The organism is Microbulbifer okhotskensis (genome assembly GCF_023895975.1).
GTDB classification, from domain to species: Bacteria; Pseudomonadota; Gammaproteobacteria; order Pseudomonadales; family Cellvibrionaceae; genus Microbulbifer; species Microbulbifer okhotskensis.
Genome location: NZ_JALBWM010000002.1, coordinates 68,675 through 82,797, shown reverse-complemented (window position 1 = coordinate 82,797; position 14,123 = coordinate 68,675). Strand labels below are relative to the sequence as shown.

General features: G+C 55.2%; 14 protein-coding genes. 8 read left to right on the top strand and 6 right to left on the bottom strand.

The annotated features are described in order from the left end of the window. Positions 1-14 precede the first annotated feature (14 nt). From MO867_RS00945 to MO867_RS00920, 6 genes are all read right to left on the bottom strand, one after another. Complete coding sequence (locus MO867_RS00945; RefSeq protein WP_252464059.1) at positions 15-1,550, bottom strand: alkaline phosphatase; 1,536 nt, start codon at positions 1,548-1,550, stop codon at positions 15-17. Positions 1,551-1,840: 290 nt separating this feature from the next. Further along, a complete protein-coding gene (locus tag MO867_RS00940; RefSeq protein WP_252464058.1) occupies positions 1,841-2,215 on the bottom strand; it encodes a gamma-butyrobetaine hydroxylase family protein in 375 nt (124 codons plus the stop codon). Continuing rightward, positions 2,216-3,532, bottom strand: a complete 1,317-nt coding sequence (gene hslU / locus MO867_RS00935) for an ATP-dependent protease ATPase subunit HslU (protein WP_252464057.1) — start codon at positions 3,530-3,532, stop codon at positions 2,216-2,218. A 75-nt stretch (positions 3,533-3,607) separates the two neighbouring features. Further along, positions 3,608-4,147, bottom strand: a complete 540-nt coding sequence (gene hslV / locus MO867_RS00930; protein WP_305884224.1) for an ATP-dependent protease subunit HslV — start codon at positions 4,145-4,147, stop codon at positions 3,608-3,610. Between the two features lie 167 nt (positions 4,148-4,314). Next, on the bottom strand, positions 4,315-4,896 hold the full coding sequence (locus MO867_RS00925; protein WP_252464055.1) for an SPOR domain-containing protein: 582 nt from the start codon (positions 4,894-4,896) through the stop codon (positions 4,315-4,317). Positions 4,897-4,978: 82 nt separating this feature from the next. Then, the gene (locus tag MO867_RS00920; protein ID WP_252464054.1) at positions 4,979-7,192 is read right to left on the bottom strand and encodes a primosomal protein N'; all 2,214 of its coding nucleotides are present in this window, start codon (positions 7,190-7,192) and stop codon (positions 4,979-4,981) included. A 341-nt stretch (positions 7,193-7,533) separates the two neighbouring features. Between MO867_RS00920 and rpmE the strand changes: the two genes are divergently transcribed. The 8 genes from rpmE (at position 7,534) to MO867_RS00880 (ending at position 14,003) form a co-directional block, all read left to right on the top strand. After that, the gene (gene rpmE, locus MO867_RS00915; protein WP_252464053.1) at positions 7,534-7,746 is read left to right on the top strand and encodes a 50S ribosomal protein L31; all 213 of its coding nucleotides are present in this window, start codon (positions 7,534-7,536) and stop codon (positions 7,744-7,746) included. A gap of 374 nt (positions 7,747-8,120) precedes the next feature. Further along, positions 8,121-9,374, top strand: a complete 1,254-nt coding sequence (locus MO867_RS00910; RefSeq protein WP_252464052.1) for a malic enzyme-like NAD(P)-binding protein — start codon at positions 8,121-8,123, stop codon at positions 9,372-9,374. Positions 9,375-9,657: 283 nt separating this feature from the next. Continuing rightward, positions 9,658-10,083, top strand: a complete 426-nt coding sequence (locus MO867_RS00905) for a hypothetical protein (protein ID WP_252464051.1) — start codon at positions 9,658-9,660, stop codon at positions 10,081-10,083. Positions 10,084-10,166: 83 nt separating this feature from the next. Next, a complete protein-coding gene (gene gshA / locus MO867_RS00900; RefSeq protein WP_252464050.1) occupies positions 10,167-11,750 on the top strand; it encodes a glutamate--cysteine ligase in 1,584 nt (527 codons plus the stop codon). A gap of 49 nt (positions 11,751-11,799) precedes the next feature. Continuing rightward, entirely contained in the window at positions 11,800-12,348 is a 549-nt protein-coding gene (locus MO867_RS00895; protein ID WP_252464049.1) for an acyl carrier protein phosphodiesterase, read from the top strand. 58 nt (positions 12,349-12,406) lie between these two features. Continuing rightward, complete coding sequence (locus tag MO867_RS00890; protein ID WP_252464048.1) at positions 12,407-12,898, top strand: disulfide bond formation protein B; 492 nt, start codon at positions 12,407-12,409, stop codon at positions 12,896-12,898. An 87-nt stretch (positions 12,899-12,985) separates the two neighbouring features. After that, positions 12,986-13,324, top strand: a complete 339-nt coding sequence (locus MO867_RS00885; RefSeq protein ID WP_252464047.1) for a CidA/LrgA family protein — start codon at positions 12,986-12,988, stop codon at positions 13,322-13,324. Beyond that, on the top strand, positions 13,317-14,003 hold the full coding sequence (locus MO867_RS00880; protein ID WP_252464046.1) for an LrgB family protein: 687 nt from the start codon (positions 13,317-13,319) through the stop codon (positions 14,001-14,003). The genes MO867_RS00885 and MO867_RS00880 overlap by 8 nt, the downstream gene beginning before the upstream one ends. The last annotated feature ends 120 nt before the right edge of the window (positions 14,004-14,123 follow it).

The following is a 14,123-nucleotide window of genomic DNA, read 5'->3' as shown; positions in this document are numbered from 1 at the left end:
TGAATTACCCCCAGTTAATCTTCTGTCAGCGACAGGTCAGTCGCAGCAGTCATCACGTGGAAAACCGCATTTTGCTCCAGACTACCCTGCACCAGTTCGGCGCCGGCACCAATCGCGTGCAGGCTGATATCCTCACCGGCATGGCTCTCTGACTCCAGATGTACCAGTGCTTCCTGGTGAAAGCCCGGAACTTCAGTATCCACATCGGAGAGATCCTTGCGCCCAGTATCAGCGGCGATATCGTAGCGCTCGTCCGCATCAGTATTTTCACCCAGGTCGGCAAAGCCCAACCCATTGGCATAGCTCAGTGTGGTGTAAGGCATTCCGTCCGATGCTGTATCTACTTCCGCTTCAGCGGCACCGCTGCTGTCGTTCTCAACCACTTTACCAAGAATCGGATTGCCTCGGGTCGGGTAACCGGCAATGGTCATCACATGACTGTGGTCGGCAGTTACCAGAATCAGAGTGTCTTCCAAGCTCACTTTATCCAGTGCCACCTGTACCGCATCGGCAAAGGCGATGGTATCGTGCAGTGCGTTGTAGGCATTGCCGGCGTGATGGCCATGGTCGATACGACCGGACTCTACCATTAGGAAATAGCCATCACTGTCTTTTTCCAGCAACTCAATTGCGGTATCGGTCATCTCGGCGATGCTCGGTTCATCGCTCTCTTTGTTGATGCGGTCCGCATCGTAGCTCATATGGCTGCTGGTAAAGAGCCCCAGCAGTTTATCGGTGTTAGAGAGATCAACACCTGCCAAGTCGGAGCCACTCTCGACATAGACGGCAGTTTGTTCACCCTCATAGCGCTCTAACCACTCATTGGTCAGGTCGCGCCCGTCTTCACGCTTGCCATCAGCATCAGTAGTCACAAAGTTACGGCGGCCGCCACCGAGCATCACGTCAATACCATCACCGGCAGACAGTTCGACCATCTGCGAGGCAATATCGGAACAATCCCCCTCGGCGGAATATTCCCAGTTGCGCTCCGGGCTGCGCGAGTAGGTAGCTGCGGGGGTGGCGTGTGTCAGGCGTGCAGTGGAAATAATGCCAGTGGCTTTGCCGCGGCTCTCAACCATTTCCAGGAAGCTGTTTAATTCTTTACCTTCGCTGCTGGCACAGTCGGCTCGCTGTGCGTCGCCATCAATATTGATTACACCGGCGCGGGTTTTAACACCAGTCATCATCGCAGTCATGGTGCCGGCAGAATCCGGGGTCTGCTGATTCGTGTTGTAGGTCTTGATCAGTGCGGTATGCGGGAACTCTTCAAAAGAAAGTGCATTTTCTTCACCGCTCTCGCCCACCAGCTGCCCCTCAAGGATACGGGCAGCGGTGAGAGTGGAGATCCCCATGCCATCGCCGACGAATAGGATGACATTCTTCGCGGTTTTTGCCTCGCGGGAGAGCGCAGCGCGCTCTTCCAATCTATCGGCACTTTCCGTGTACCAATCACTACCGGTTTGATAGTCGGGCAAGGTCGCCGCTGAAACAGCAGAAGCGAGAGGAATCAAACAAAAGGCGCTAAGCGCGCGGACAAACTTTTGTGCCACGGGGGCCTCCAGAACTCATAAATTTGAACGAGTATTAGAGTCCCGAAATATGACAAAAGAATTACGCGCCGGTTAAGTTCTGAGGTCCTTTAACGGCAACGTTACCTAAGAGCCATAAAATACTGAAAATTGACAATATTTACCCCCAATGTACCAATAAAATTCTGATCAACTCGACCACTACTTGGCTAGGTGGGGAGGAGAGAAGGGCTAAAAAAGGGAATATTCGAGGACGCAAATACGACAGGCCCTCGAATATCAATCATCATCCGTATCGCGCAATGCAAGGCTCAACCGATCAGTTTCACCACGCTTTCATCCGGGTCGCGACCTTGACCGGCAGCACGCAGGCGCTGCAGGTACGCTTCCCAGTTAGTCGCATAATTTTCCGCCAGCTCGCGCAGATATTCCCAAGTGAAAATACCCGTATCATGGCCGTCATCGAAATTGATCTTCAACGCATAGCGACCAGCCGCTTCCAGTGCATCGATGCTTACCTGCATTTTGCCACTGACCAGCACCCGCTCGCTGGCGCCGTGGCCGCGAACTTCGGCACTGGGCGAGTAGACGCGCAGATACTCTGCCGGCAGAGTGAATTCGGCATCGCTAAATACCAGCTGCAGGTTTTTTTCCGCGCGATTTAAGCGGATTTTTTTCGGTTTCATTTACAGGATAAATCGCGATAAGTCTTCGTTTTGACTCAGTTCACCCAAGTGGCTGTCCACATAGGCAGCATCCACATTCAATGATGTATTGCCATCACCCGCATCAAAAGAAATTTCTTCCAGCAGGCGTTCTAATACCGTGTGCAGACGGCGTGCACCGATATTTTCCGTACGCTCATTCACTTCGAAAGCCACTTCCGCAATACGGCGGATACCATCTTCGGTAAATTGCAGTTCCAGGCCCTCGGTAGCCAGCAACGCTCTCTGTTGCTCAGTGAGCGACGCCGATGGCTCGGTGAGAATACGCTCGAAATCTGCGGAGCTGAGCGAACTGAGTTCCACACGAATCGGCAGACGCCCCTGCAGCTCGGGGATCAGGTCCGAAGGCTTGGACAAATGGAAAGCACCCGAGGCGATAAACAGAATGTGATCTGTTTTCATCATGCCGTATTTGGTGTTGACCGTACTGCCTTCAATCAGTGGTAACAGGTCGCGCTGTACACCTTCACGGGATACATCGGCTCCACCGCTCTCCTGGCGTTTAGCCACTTTATCAATTTCATCAATAAAGACGATACCGTTTTGCTCGGCGGCACGGATCGCTCGACTTTTAATTTCTTCATCGTTCACCAGCTTGGCCGCTTCCTCATCCGTGAGTTGCTTTAGAGCCTGCTTAACGGGCAGCTTGCGCTTGTGGGTTTTGCCCTGGGACATGTTAGAGAACATTCCCTGCAGCTGGTTGGTCATCTCCTCCATGCCCGGAGGTGCCATGATCTCGACACCCATTGGCGCGGCAACCAGATCCAGTTCCACTTCCTTGTCGTCGAGTTGGCCCTCGCGAAGCTTCTTGCGGAACAGCTGGCGAGTGCTGGAATCCTTGTCGCTGGGCTCAGCCGAACGCGCCGGTGGCAGCAGGGCATCAAGGATGCGCTCCTCTGCGGCGTCCATAGCGCGCTGCTTGACCCCCGCCATGGCCTGTTCGCGTTCCTGCTTAACTGCCATTTCAACAAGATCGCGAACGATCGACTCAACATCACGACCGACATAACCCACTTCGGTGAATTTTGTCGCTTCCACTTTGATGAAGGGCGCATTCGCCAGCTTGGCCAGGCGGCGCGCAATTTCGGTTTTGCCCACACCGGTTGGACCGATCATCAAAATATTTTTTGGTGTGATCTCAGGTCGCAACTCTTCACTCACCTGCATACGACGCCAGCGGTTGCGCAACGCAATCGCCACGGCGCGCTTGGCCTCTTGCTGACCGACAATATGGCGGTCGAGTTCGTGGACAATTTCTCTAGGGGTCATCTGGGACATACAAATTCCTGCAAAAAATTCTTGCGGGGGCTTAATTAGCCCGCTCAGCCAGCCGTTCTAAAATTTGCCTGGCACTCAGTAAGTCAATTCTTCAATGGTGTGATTCTGATTGGTGTAAACGCAGATATCACCGGCAATTTTCAGCCCCTGCTCAACGATGGAGCGGGCATCCATATCGGTATTATCGAGCAGCGCACGCGCCGCAGACTGGGCGAAGGGGCCACCAGAGCCAATGGCAATCAGGTCGTCTTCAGGTTGAATGACATCGCCATTGCCCGTCACTACCAGACTGGCGGTGGAATCCGCTACCGCCAGCAAAGCCTCCAGACGACGCAGGGCGCGATCGGTACGCCAGTCTTTGGCCAATTCCACCGCTGCGCGAGTCAACTGGCCACCGTGGGCCTCCAACTTGGCTTCAAAGCGTTCAAAAAGAGTAAAAGCGTCTGCAGTACCACCGGCAAAACCAGCGATAACCTGATCTTTATACAAGCGGCGTACCTTGCGGGCATTGCCTTTCATAACGGTGTTGCCCATGGACACCTGACCGTCGCCGCCAATCACAACTTTGCCGTTACGGCGGCAGGATAAAATAGTAGTTCCGCGATACTGTTCCAATGGAGACCTCTCGGATTGCGCGTGTACTCGGGCTGCGGACATCAGCATGCCCGCGCCGGGGAATTTTCTTCAGATTAGGTAAGTGAGGACGGTGCACGCTGATTTCAATAAGAGAGGTCACAATTACCGCATGCAGTGATGCCGGCCCACCGCCAGCGAACTTGCGGTCACTGGGCTGCCGGGCGCTTCAATACCAGCGGCATCAGCCTGTGCTCAGCCAAGACTTGGCGCGCCTTGGCCATGCGAGAACGATTGTTGTAAGGCCCGACCAAAACCCGGTGCCAGGTTCCACGGTTATCGGTCGCAGACTCCACTTTTACATCGAGGTTGGCGAGAGTGAGCTCAACACGCAGGCGCTCTGCCTCAGTCGCATCGCGAAAGGAAGCCGCCTGCAGAATATAGACTTGGGGGGGCGCGCTGCTGCGCCCGGAATCCTGTGAATTGCTACTTTGAGAGGCGTTATCGGTGTGACTACGCCGTTCTGGTTGCGCTACTTTGGGTGGCGGAACCGTCACCTCGTTTTCCTTCAGCTTGGTATAAAAATCAAAGCGCGGCTGTGGCGAAGCCTCTTTTTGCTGCTTTAGCGTCTGGGGTTTAGTACCACTAATACCCCGGCCATCTCCATTCATGTCATAAAGAAACAACAGCGTCACCGCAAAACCACCGACAAAGTTCCCCAGGACAAACCACACCCATGCGGGCTTGCCTGCGGAGTTTTTACTGCGGCGGCTGTTGTTGCGACGGCTCATCGAAAATCTCTTCCCTGTATGGTTTTAGCGATGTGAGAATTGTACCGTCAATTCAGTCCCAGGCGCGCAATCCAGCGCATATTCACGATAATTCCTGCGCATCCATATCGACCGCCCACCGCAGACGGCGATTTTTATTGCCCTCCGCCCAGGCACAGACTCGCGCCAATAGCGGCTGTAACTGCGCACGGCTCTGCGCTGTTACTTGTAAATAAAAGCGAAAGCGGCCCGACTTGCGCTCCAGCAGCGCTGGCACCGGCCCCAGATATTGAATCTGTGGAGATGGAGGTACCAGAGACTGCATAAAAAGGCGCGCATTGTGTAAAAACTCTTCGGCCCAACGGGGTTCTTCGCACTCAGCTCTCAGCAGGGCCATGGCATTCACTGGTGGCAACTGCGCGACAGCGCGATCGCGCAGCAATTGCCGCGCAAAAGCGCCGTACCCTTTTTCCAGCAGCAGTTGTAATAAAGGGTGTTCCGGGAAGCGGCTCTGAACCAGTACCCGTCCACTCAGGCTGCCGCGCCCGGCGCGGCCCGCCACCTGCTCCAGCAATTGTCCGGTGCGCTCGGGCGCTCGAAAATCTGCACTGAACAAACCGCCATCGGCATCCTGAATTACCACCAAAGTGACCCGTGGTAAATGATGCCCCTTGGCCAACATCTGGGTTCCCAACAAGAGGCAGGGCTTACCCTCGCGAGCCGGCGCCAGCAACTTATCCAAAGCTTGTTTACTGGCGGTAGTATCTCGGTCAACCCGGATAACCGGGTATTCCCCAAAACGCCGGGCCAACAGCTCTTCACTGCGCTCGGTTCCGCCGCCGAGGGCCGAGATAGAATGGCTGTGACACTGTGGACAACTATCGACCAGCGGGCGGCGATAATCGCAATGATGACAGCGCAACTGGCGTTGACGCCGGTGCATGGTCAATTTACTTGAACAGTGTGGGCAATCCGCCAGCCAGCCACAGTCGTCGCAGCTGAGCGCCGGCGCAAAACCGCGCCGGTTGATAAATACCAGAGCCTGCTCGCCCCGCATCAGAGTATCGCCAATATGGCGCAGTACCTGGGGGGAAAACCCCTCCTCCAAAGGCTCACGGAGTGTCGGTACCACATGAATTTGCGGCGGCTTGGCATCCCCCGCGCGGTGGCGCATACGCAGGTGCTGATAGCGCCCACTCAAAGCGTTGTGCAAAGTTTCCAGGGAGGGCGTGGCAGAACCCAATAACACCGGCACATTGGCATTGCGGCCCAGAACCACGGCCAGATCGCGGGCTGAATAGCGCACACCATCCTGCTGCTTAAAGGAGGCGTCGTGCTCTTCATCGACAATCACCACGCCGAGTCGCGGCAGGGGTGTCATAATCACCGAGCGAGTACCTATCACAATATCCGCCTGGCCCCCGGCGGCGGCCAACCAGGACTGCGCGCGCTCACCGTCGGCCAACCCGGAATGCAGTGCGGCAATACTGCGTGTAGGAAAACGTGAAGTTATACGTCTCAAGGTTTGTGGCGTGAGTCCAATCTCCGGCACCAATAGCAGCGCCTGGCGCCCACTGTCCAGCACCTGCTGGATCAAGCGCAAATAGACCTCTGTCTTGCCACTACCGGTGGTACCTTCGAGCAGGGAAGCCGAGAAACAGCTGCCGTCAATAGCTTCCAGCACCTGCTGTTGCTCGCTGTTCAATTCTGGAACCGGCGCGCGCTCTGCGGCGGGCAGGGGGGAGGGCACCGTCGGGCCCGACTCCCACTCGACCAGCCCCCGATCCTGCAATGCACGAATCGCAGTGGGGTTATGCCCGAGAGTTTTAAGATGGGTGCGGCTTTGCTTTCCATCGCGCAGCAACACCTGCAGCAGTGCCTGCTGCTTAGGCGCACGCGCAAGTGCGGACTCCGGTAGACCCTTGCCTTCTATCGTGAGCTGCAGCCACTGCTCAGCCCAGTGATCCGCTGGCTTACCCTTTCGCAGTGCGACAGGCAAAGCCGTTGCGTAGACCTCTCCGAGTGGCGCCTGGTAGTAATCGGCGATCCAGGCCAATAACTTGCGACTGTCGTGACCGAACAATACTTGTGAATCCACAAGCCCCAGCGCCGGCTTTAACCCTGTGTGGGGGGACTCCTGGACAATTTCCAGCAACACTGCTACCAGTTTACGGCCGGCAAACGGTACCCACAGGCGCTGCCCCGGTTGCAATAATTCCGGGGAGAGGCCCTCTGGCGGCAAATAGTCAAACAGCCGCCTAAGGGGCACGGGAACTGCCAACCTTAAAATGACTCTCTGTTGGACTGACTCCTGCACCTTACCCCCACTCACTTGGACAAAAGGCGCTAGTGTACTGGCTGACGTGGGAAGTTGCAGGGTCTCGTCAAGGAATTGGGGGTTAGCCGCTAAATTGCGACTTTAAAGTCACTCGACAGGGCATCGGGTTCATGCCCACAACCCCGGTGAGATCTAAGCTGATATCATTTCCTGCATATAAGTATGCCTTTATCAGCGGGGCCTATTTGTGCTTGAACCCCGACACTAATCTGATAGTATGCGCCGACTTTTTAAACAGCCTGGAATCATTCCGGTTCCTGCTCCAACGACGATACCGTGCCCGGCAACAGATCGAGTGGCGGTGTCGAAAAGAGGCAATCATGAAAGCAGATATCCATCCTAAGTACACCGACCTGTCCGCTACCTGCTCCTGCGGTAATGTTGTCCAAACCCGCTCTACCTTGGGCAAAGACATGCAAATCGACGTTTGCTCCCAGTGTCACCCCTTCTACACTGGCAAGCAGAAGCAAGCTACCACCGGTGGCCGTGTTGACCGTTTCAAGAAGCGTTTCGGCAGCCGTATCGGCAAGTAATCCGGGCTCTTCGCTCGAGCGCGGTCCGCTGCTCTATAGCAGCACCCGCTCCGAAAAGGCACCTCGCACTGCGATGGTGCCTTTTTTTATGCCCTTCTCAGGCTCAATTTGTAAGCTGGTGTACCCCAAATCAAAATCGACTTGAATCGCTTAATCTTTCGGCCAATATCGATAACTTCATCCTTATAAGTCGAGTTTTCGCGGCTACTTATCCTGAATATCGCCGATAACCTCGATGAAAATAGCAGTCCGCACCAGGTATCGCAGATTTTTACGCTTGTGGCTGTAAGCTCCCCTCGGTTATCCTCTGGCCCCCGCAGTAACCGGGTTAACACTTAAGTGTTGCCCACAGTATTCGAGAGAACAGCCCCCAAATGACGGATTCATTGCGCCAGGCAGCGCTCGATTACCACGCGCTGCCCAGTCCCGGCAAACTTTCAGTTGAACTGACGACTTCTGCCGAAACCCAGGAAGACCTATCCTTGGCTTATAGCCCAGGTGTCGCAGAACCTGTGCGAGAAATTGCCAAGGACCCGGAGGCAGCTTATCGCTATACCGGCAAAGGCAACCTGGTCGCTGTCATTTCCAATGGCAGCGCAATTCTAGGCCTCGGTAACCTGGGTCCCCTGGCATCAAAGCCGGTGATGGAAGGTAAATCGCTACTATTCAAGCGCTTTGCCGATATCAACTCGGTGGATATCGAAGTCGATGCCAGCAGCCCCGAACAATTTATCCAGACAGTCGCGTCGATTGCCAATACCTTTGGCGGTATCAACCTTGAGGATATTAAAGCGCCCGAGTGCTTCCATATCGAAGAGGCCCTGATCGAGCGCTGTCCGGTACCAGTTTTCCACGACGACCAACACGGTACCGCCATTGTTACGGTGGCCGGCATGCTCAATGCCCTGGAGATTCAGGGTAAGGAAATCAGCGAAGTGCATATGGTCTGCCTCGGCGCCGGTGCCGCCGCTACCGCGTGCTGCAAGCTGCTGTTGGCGGCGGGCGCACGCAAAGAGCAAATCACTATGCTCGACAGCCGGGGAGTTATTCACTCCGGGCGTACCGATATTAATGCCTATAAAGGCGAGTGGGCGCGAGATACCGATATGCGCACACTCGACGACGCCATTACCGATGCCGATGTGTTCCTCGGTGTATCCGGCCCGGACCTGCTGTCTGCGGAGCAGCTGCAGCGGATGGCCCCAAAACCGGTGGTCTTCGCCTGTTCCAATCCCAATCCGGAAATCAAACCCGAGCTGGCGCACAGTGTCCGCGATGACCTGATTATGGCCACGGGCCGCTCCGACTACCCGAACCAGGTGAACAACGTACTCTGCTTCCCGTTTATCTTCCGCGGGGCCTTGGATGTGCGTGCGGCGCGAATCAATGAAGATATGAAACTGGCCGCTATTGAGGCGATTCGTAAAATCGCTCGTCTGCCAGTGCCGGACTCTGTACGCGACGGTTACGGCGGCATCGAACTCAGTTTCGGGTCCACCTATATCCTGCCCAAACCGACTGATCCACGCCTGTTACCCGAGGTGGCTTGCGCAGTGGCTCGCGCCGCCGTGGACAGTGGCTGCGCACGCTTGCCCTATCCCGAACACTACCCGTTGGAAACCCTCTAACAACTTGTTGAATGAAGCCTACCGGGGGGGGGGGTCAATGAAGATTTATCCCGTCCCAGCGCGACAATTCAGACAACTACCTACTTGATCTGCAACCCGAACCTCCCCGTGCGGGTTGCAGACGGCCAAAAAAATGCTTTCAATAGCCGCCAAAGGTCCCACTTCTTCCCTTTCAACCCATTGGAGCATGCGTTTACCGCTTTCGCTTCAACGGAATTCTTGAGCCGCACAGCCCCCGTCGCTAAACTGCCTTTTTGTCACAGCATCAAAGTTGCCCAACATAATGAGTCATGTGTACGTGCTGACCAATCAGCACCAGCAGTTCCTGAGTAAAAGTGGTGAGTGGACTGACGGCCGCGAGCCAAACAAACTGTTTCGCAACGAACATAAAGATATCGCTATCAATCAGATGTTCGAGGCCAACACTCGCGATGTGAGCCTTCGCATCGAATTACTGCAATGCGATCTCAGCACCAAGGGCCAACCCCTTATTCCCGAGGAAGCTTTCGCCCAGTCCCCCGTTGACGATATACAGGGAACCCCGGAAGCCGAGCCCTCCACACCCGAGGAGCTACCAGAGCAGGACGATCCGGATCTGGACCCGGCCCCCCAAGTCGCGCCCGAGGAAACCCCAGAAGTTGCTTCAGAGCAGGCGACAACAGAAACGTCCGCACAACCCGACGAAAAAAAATCAGAATCCGCTGCCTGAGCGCCTGACCATTCAGCACCGGCACAAAGTCGCCCTAGATAGCGGCCCTACAATAGCGTTCCGGTAGTACCAAGGAGATTCGAGTGCCTATTTCTCACCTGGCCGCCCTGTCGCAAGCCAAACCAGCACAACTGCTCAAGGGCATACTTCGCGGCGTCGAAAAGGAAAGCCTGCGGGTCACCTCTGACGGCACGCTCGCGGAAACCCCTCACGCGACCACATTGGGGTCCGCACTGACACACGAAAGTATTACTACAGATTTCTCCGAGGCATTACTGGAGTTCATCACACCGCCAGTAGCAACTCCGGAGGAGGCGCTTCGAGTTTTGGATCGCATTCACCGCTATACCTACAGCCAGATGGGTGATGAACTGCTGTGGGTCAACAGCATGCCCTGCGCAATTGGCGCCGATAAAGATATCCCTGTCGCCCGCTACGGCGACTCCCATAGCGGCACCATGAAGACCATCTACCGCCTGGGTCTGGGTCTGCGTTACGGACGGGCGATGCAGACCATCGCCGGAATCCATTACAACTTCTCACTCCCAGACGATTTCTGGCTATGGCTACACGAATTTGAAGGCAGCAATGAAGATCTGGAAAGCTTCAAGACCCGGCGTTACTTCGATCTGATTCGCAATTTCCGCCGCAACTACTGGCTGCTAATCTACTTATTCGGCGCATCCCCTGCGGTTTGCTCTTCTTTTGTCGATGGCCGCGAGCACGACCTCGAGCCCTTTAACGGCGATGATCACACTCTGCACGTGCCCCATGCCACCTCTCTGCGCATGGGCGACCTGGGTTACAACAGCAACGTTCAGCAGTCTCTGGTGGTTTGCTACAACGATTTGCGCAGCTATTTATCCACACTCTGCTCGGCTATCAGCAGTTCTTTTGGTCCCTATCGGGAGTTGGGTGTCAAAGATGGCAACGGGGACTACCAGCAACTATCGACCGGCATCCTGCAAATTGAAAATGAGTTCTACTCACCAATACGGCCGAAAAATCCAGCCAAACGCGGGGAAACCGCTCTGGCCGCACTGGACAATCGCGGAGTCGAATATATCGAAGTGCGCTGCCTCGACTTGAACCCCTTCTCGCCACTGGGTATCGATGCGCAACAGATGCGCTTTCTCGACAGCTTCCTGCTGCACTGCCTGCTCACAGAGAGTCCCAAAACCAGCGATTCTGATTACCGCAGTACCCAGGAGAATCAACAGCGCATCGTCTATCGGGGCCATGAGCCCGAACTGACACTGCTGGACAATGGCACCGAACGCAAGCTCAGCGACTGGGCCACGCAGCTGTTGGAGGAAGTGGATTCAGTTGCGGGCTTGCTCGACAGCACTTGGGGTGGCGAGCAATACCGCAGTGCCGTGGGTGTTCAAAAGGCCAAGCTGAAAGGCGAGATACTTACACCCGCACAGCAAATACTGGCCGAGATGCGCGAGCAGAAAGTCAATTTTTCTCAGTGGGCCATGGCTAAGGCAGAACAGCACCGCCGCTATTTCCTTGAGCGGCCTCTCGACAGCGACTCGCTACAGGACTTCCTTCACCAGGCCGAGGCCTCGCTGCTCAAGCAAAAAGAAGTCGAGAAGGAAGACAGCGGCACTTTTGAAGCATTTCTCAGCCGCTACTATGCCCAGTATATTTGCTGCCAGGACTAGCCTACCGGGCTAGTCGCGTGCCATGTAAAAAATTTGGAAAGCGATTCGTATGAATTACCTGGCACACCTACTGCTTTCCGGTCCCGACCCTCGCTGGCGACTGGGCGGCCTGTTGGGAGATTTTGTCAAAGGCCCTTTGGATGACAACTGGCCAATGGATATCGCACGGGGTATTCGTCTACATCGACGCATCGACGCCTCCACGGATGCGCACCCCGCATATCGTGACGCTCTAACACAACTGGACCCGAGCTGGCGCCGCTATGCCGGCATAGCACTGGACATTTGGTTCGATCACTTGCTGGCTCTGAACTGGCAACAATGGCACTCCGAGGACCTGGATGATTTTTGTAACGGTTGTTGGAGAGACTTTCATTCCGACAGCCGGTATATTCCGCCACGCGCAAAGGTATTTATTGAGCGTGCCGAGCAAATTAGACTGCTGCAGAGCTATCGCGAGGAGCAGGTAATCGCATTTACCCTGAAGCGAGTTGGGCAGCGTCTGCGCCGCCCGGTCGCCCGGTCGCCCTGCAGGAATTACTGCCCGAACTCAAAGCCGGGCGGAAAAAACTCGAAAACAATTTCAACACACTATTAACCGACTTGAATCTCGAAGCCAGTCGCTTCCGACAGCACTATTCAGGATCCGAATTACCATGACCTTACCCAATCCACGCATCACCTTTCTGCTGGTTTTCCTCTTCGTTTCATTTCTACTCGGGTCTGCGTTTTATCTCGAATATGTGCGCGGCCTGGAGCCCTGCAAACTGTGTATTACACAAAGGGTTATGTTGCTCGGGATAGGTTTGGTATCGCTAATCGCTTTCCTGCACAACCCCGCAACTATCGGGCGCCGTGTATACGGCCTGTTTATCTCCCTCTGGGCTATGGGGGGGCTCTATTTTGCTGGGCGCCAGCTCTGGCTGCAAAGCCTGCCGGAAGATCAGGTGCCCGCTTGCGGCCCCAGTGTCAGCTACATGGTGGAAGTCTTTCCCGTGACCGATGTGCTCAAAGCTCTTTTGAGTGGCGATGGCAATTGTGCTGAAGTGCTGTGGACCATGATGGGCTTGAGCATCGCCGGCTGGGCCGCGCTGGGATTTGCTGGACTAATCCTCTTCGGCGGCTGGCAGGCATTTCGTAAACCTTGATAAGCAACGGCGGCTGTAGCGGTCGCCATCTCCTCCATGTTGAAACCCAACCTGTTTAATACCCTTCACTGGCTCGGAGGAGCGGCTATGCTGCTGGCCTGCGGCTGGCTGGGTAACCTGGCCAGCATAGCGCTGTCACTTCCCATCCCCGGCTCTGTCGTGGGTATGTTATTGTTACTGTTATTCCTTGTGGTCTATGGTGGCGTACCCAAAGGCCTGGCCAAGATCAGCGCACAATTACTCTATCTGTTGCCGCTACTCTTTCTACCCGCCGCAGTGGGTATATTTTTTTTCCGGGGCCTGGCCCTGTCTGACTGGCTTGCCCTGCTCACCGCTATTATTGCCGGCACTCTGATAAGCATTGCCATTTGTGCATTGCTGTTGAAAAAAATGCTGCAACGAACCGGAACTGACAAGCATGAGTGAGTTTCTGTCGAGCCCACTATTTGCATTGCCGTTAAGCCTCAGCGCCTTTCTGATCGGGGTCATCTTATATCGACGGTTTAAGACGGTATTGTTACACCCCATCATCACCGCCAGTATTGTGGTGGCAACACTGTTAACCATTGCCGGCGTCTCCTACCAGAATTATCACCACGCCAGTGGGCTGCTGTATGCTTTACTCGGACCGGCAGTGGTTGCCCTGGCAGTTCCCCTCAAGCAAAACCTGACGATCATTCGCAAGGCCGGCTGGCCACTAATTATCACGATTTCTGTCGGTGCAATTCTTGCCCCTGCAATTGCGGTATTGATTGCACTGCTATTAGGCGCAGGAAAATCGGTGTTATTGGCCCTCAGTGGCAAGTCCATTACCACGCCTATCGCCTTGGTACTGGCAGAAAAAGTGCACGCATCCCTGAGCCTTACCGCAGGTATAGTGGTGCTCACAGGAGTGTTTGGGGCTATCGCTGGCCCGCCACTGATGCAACGCCTTAAGATTCGCGATGAGCGAGTGATCGGCGTTGTCCTGGGCATCAACGCCCATGCTGTGGGTACTGCAAGAGCCCTGGAAATCAGCGCTTTATGTGGTGCCTGTGCCGCGCTGGCGATGGGTACATGTGGCGCCCTCACGGCATTGATATTGCCACTGATCGTCAGTGGGTAAAGCGCCTAAAAGCCCTCTGATGATGATCACCGCAAGCATCATCGTATTCTGGCGTAGATCACGCTCTGTACCTTGCTGTCGGCGGGGGAATCTCCTATCTTCCATAGGGCCTTCGGGATC

What these genes read in the sequence shown, in the direction of transcription:
- hslU (WP_252464057.1), bottom strand. Translation starts at nt 3,532, where the DNA reads ATGTCCCAGATGACCCCTAGAGAAATTGTCCACGAACTCGACCGCCAT.
- MO867_RS00880 (WP_252464046.1), top strand. Translation starts at nt 13,317, where the DNA reads ATGAGTGAGTTTCTGTCGAGCCCACTATTTGCATTGCCGTTAAGCCTC.
- MO867_RS00890 (WP_252464048.1), top strand. Translation starts at nt 12,407, where the DNA reads ATGACCTTACCCAATCCACGCATCACCTTTCTGCTGGTTTTCCTCTTC.
- MO867_RS00940 (WP_252464058.1), bottom strand. Translation starts at nt 2,215, where the DNA reads ATGAAACCGAAAAAAATCCGCTTAAATCGCGCGGAAAAAAACCTGCAG.
- MO867_RS00910 (WP_252464052.1), top strand. Translation starts at nt 8,121, where the DNA reads ATGACGGATTCATTGCGCCAGGCAGCGCTCGATTACCACGCGCTGCCC.
- rpmE (WP_252464053.1), top strand. Translation starts at nt 7,534, where the DNA reads ATGAAAGCAGATATCCATCCTAAGTACACCGACCTGTCCGCTACCTGC.
- MO867_RS00885 (WP_252464047.1), top strand. Translation starts at nt 12,986, where the DNA reads ATGCTGCTGGCCTGCGGCTGGCTGGGTAACCTGGCCAGCATAGCGCTG.
- MO867_RS00895 (WP_252464049.1), top strand. Translation starts at nt 11,800, where the DNA reads ATGAATTACCTGGCACACCTACTGCTTTCCGGTCCCGACCCTCGCTGG.
- MO867_RS00925 (WP_252464055.1), bottom strand. Translation starts at nt 4,896, where the DNA reads ATGAGCCGTCGCAACAACAGCCGCCGCAGTAAAAACTCCGCAGGCAAG.
- MO867_RS00905 (WP_252464051.1), top strand. Translation starts at nt 9,658, where the DNA reads ATGAGTCATGTGTACGTGCTGACCAATCAGCACCAGCAGTTCCTGAGT.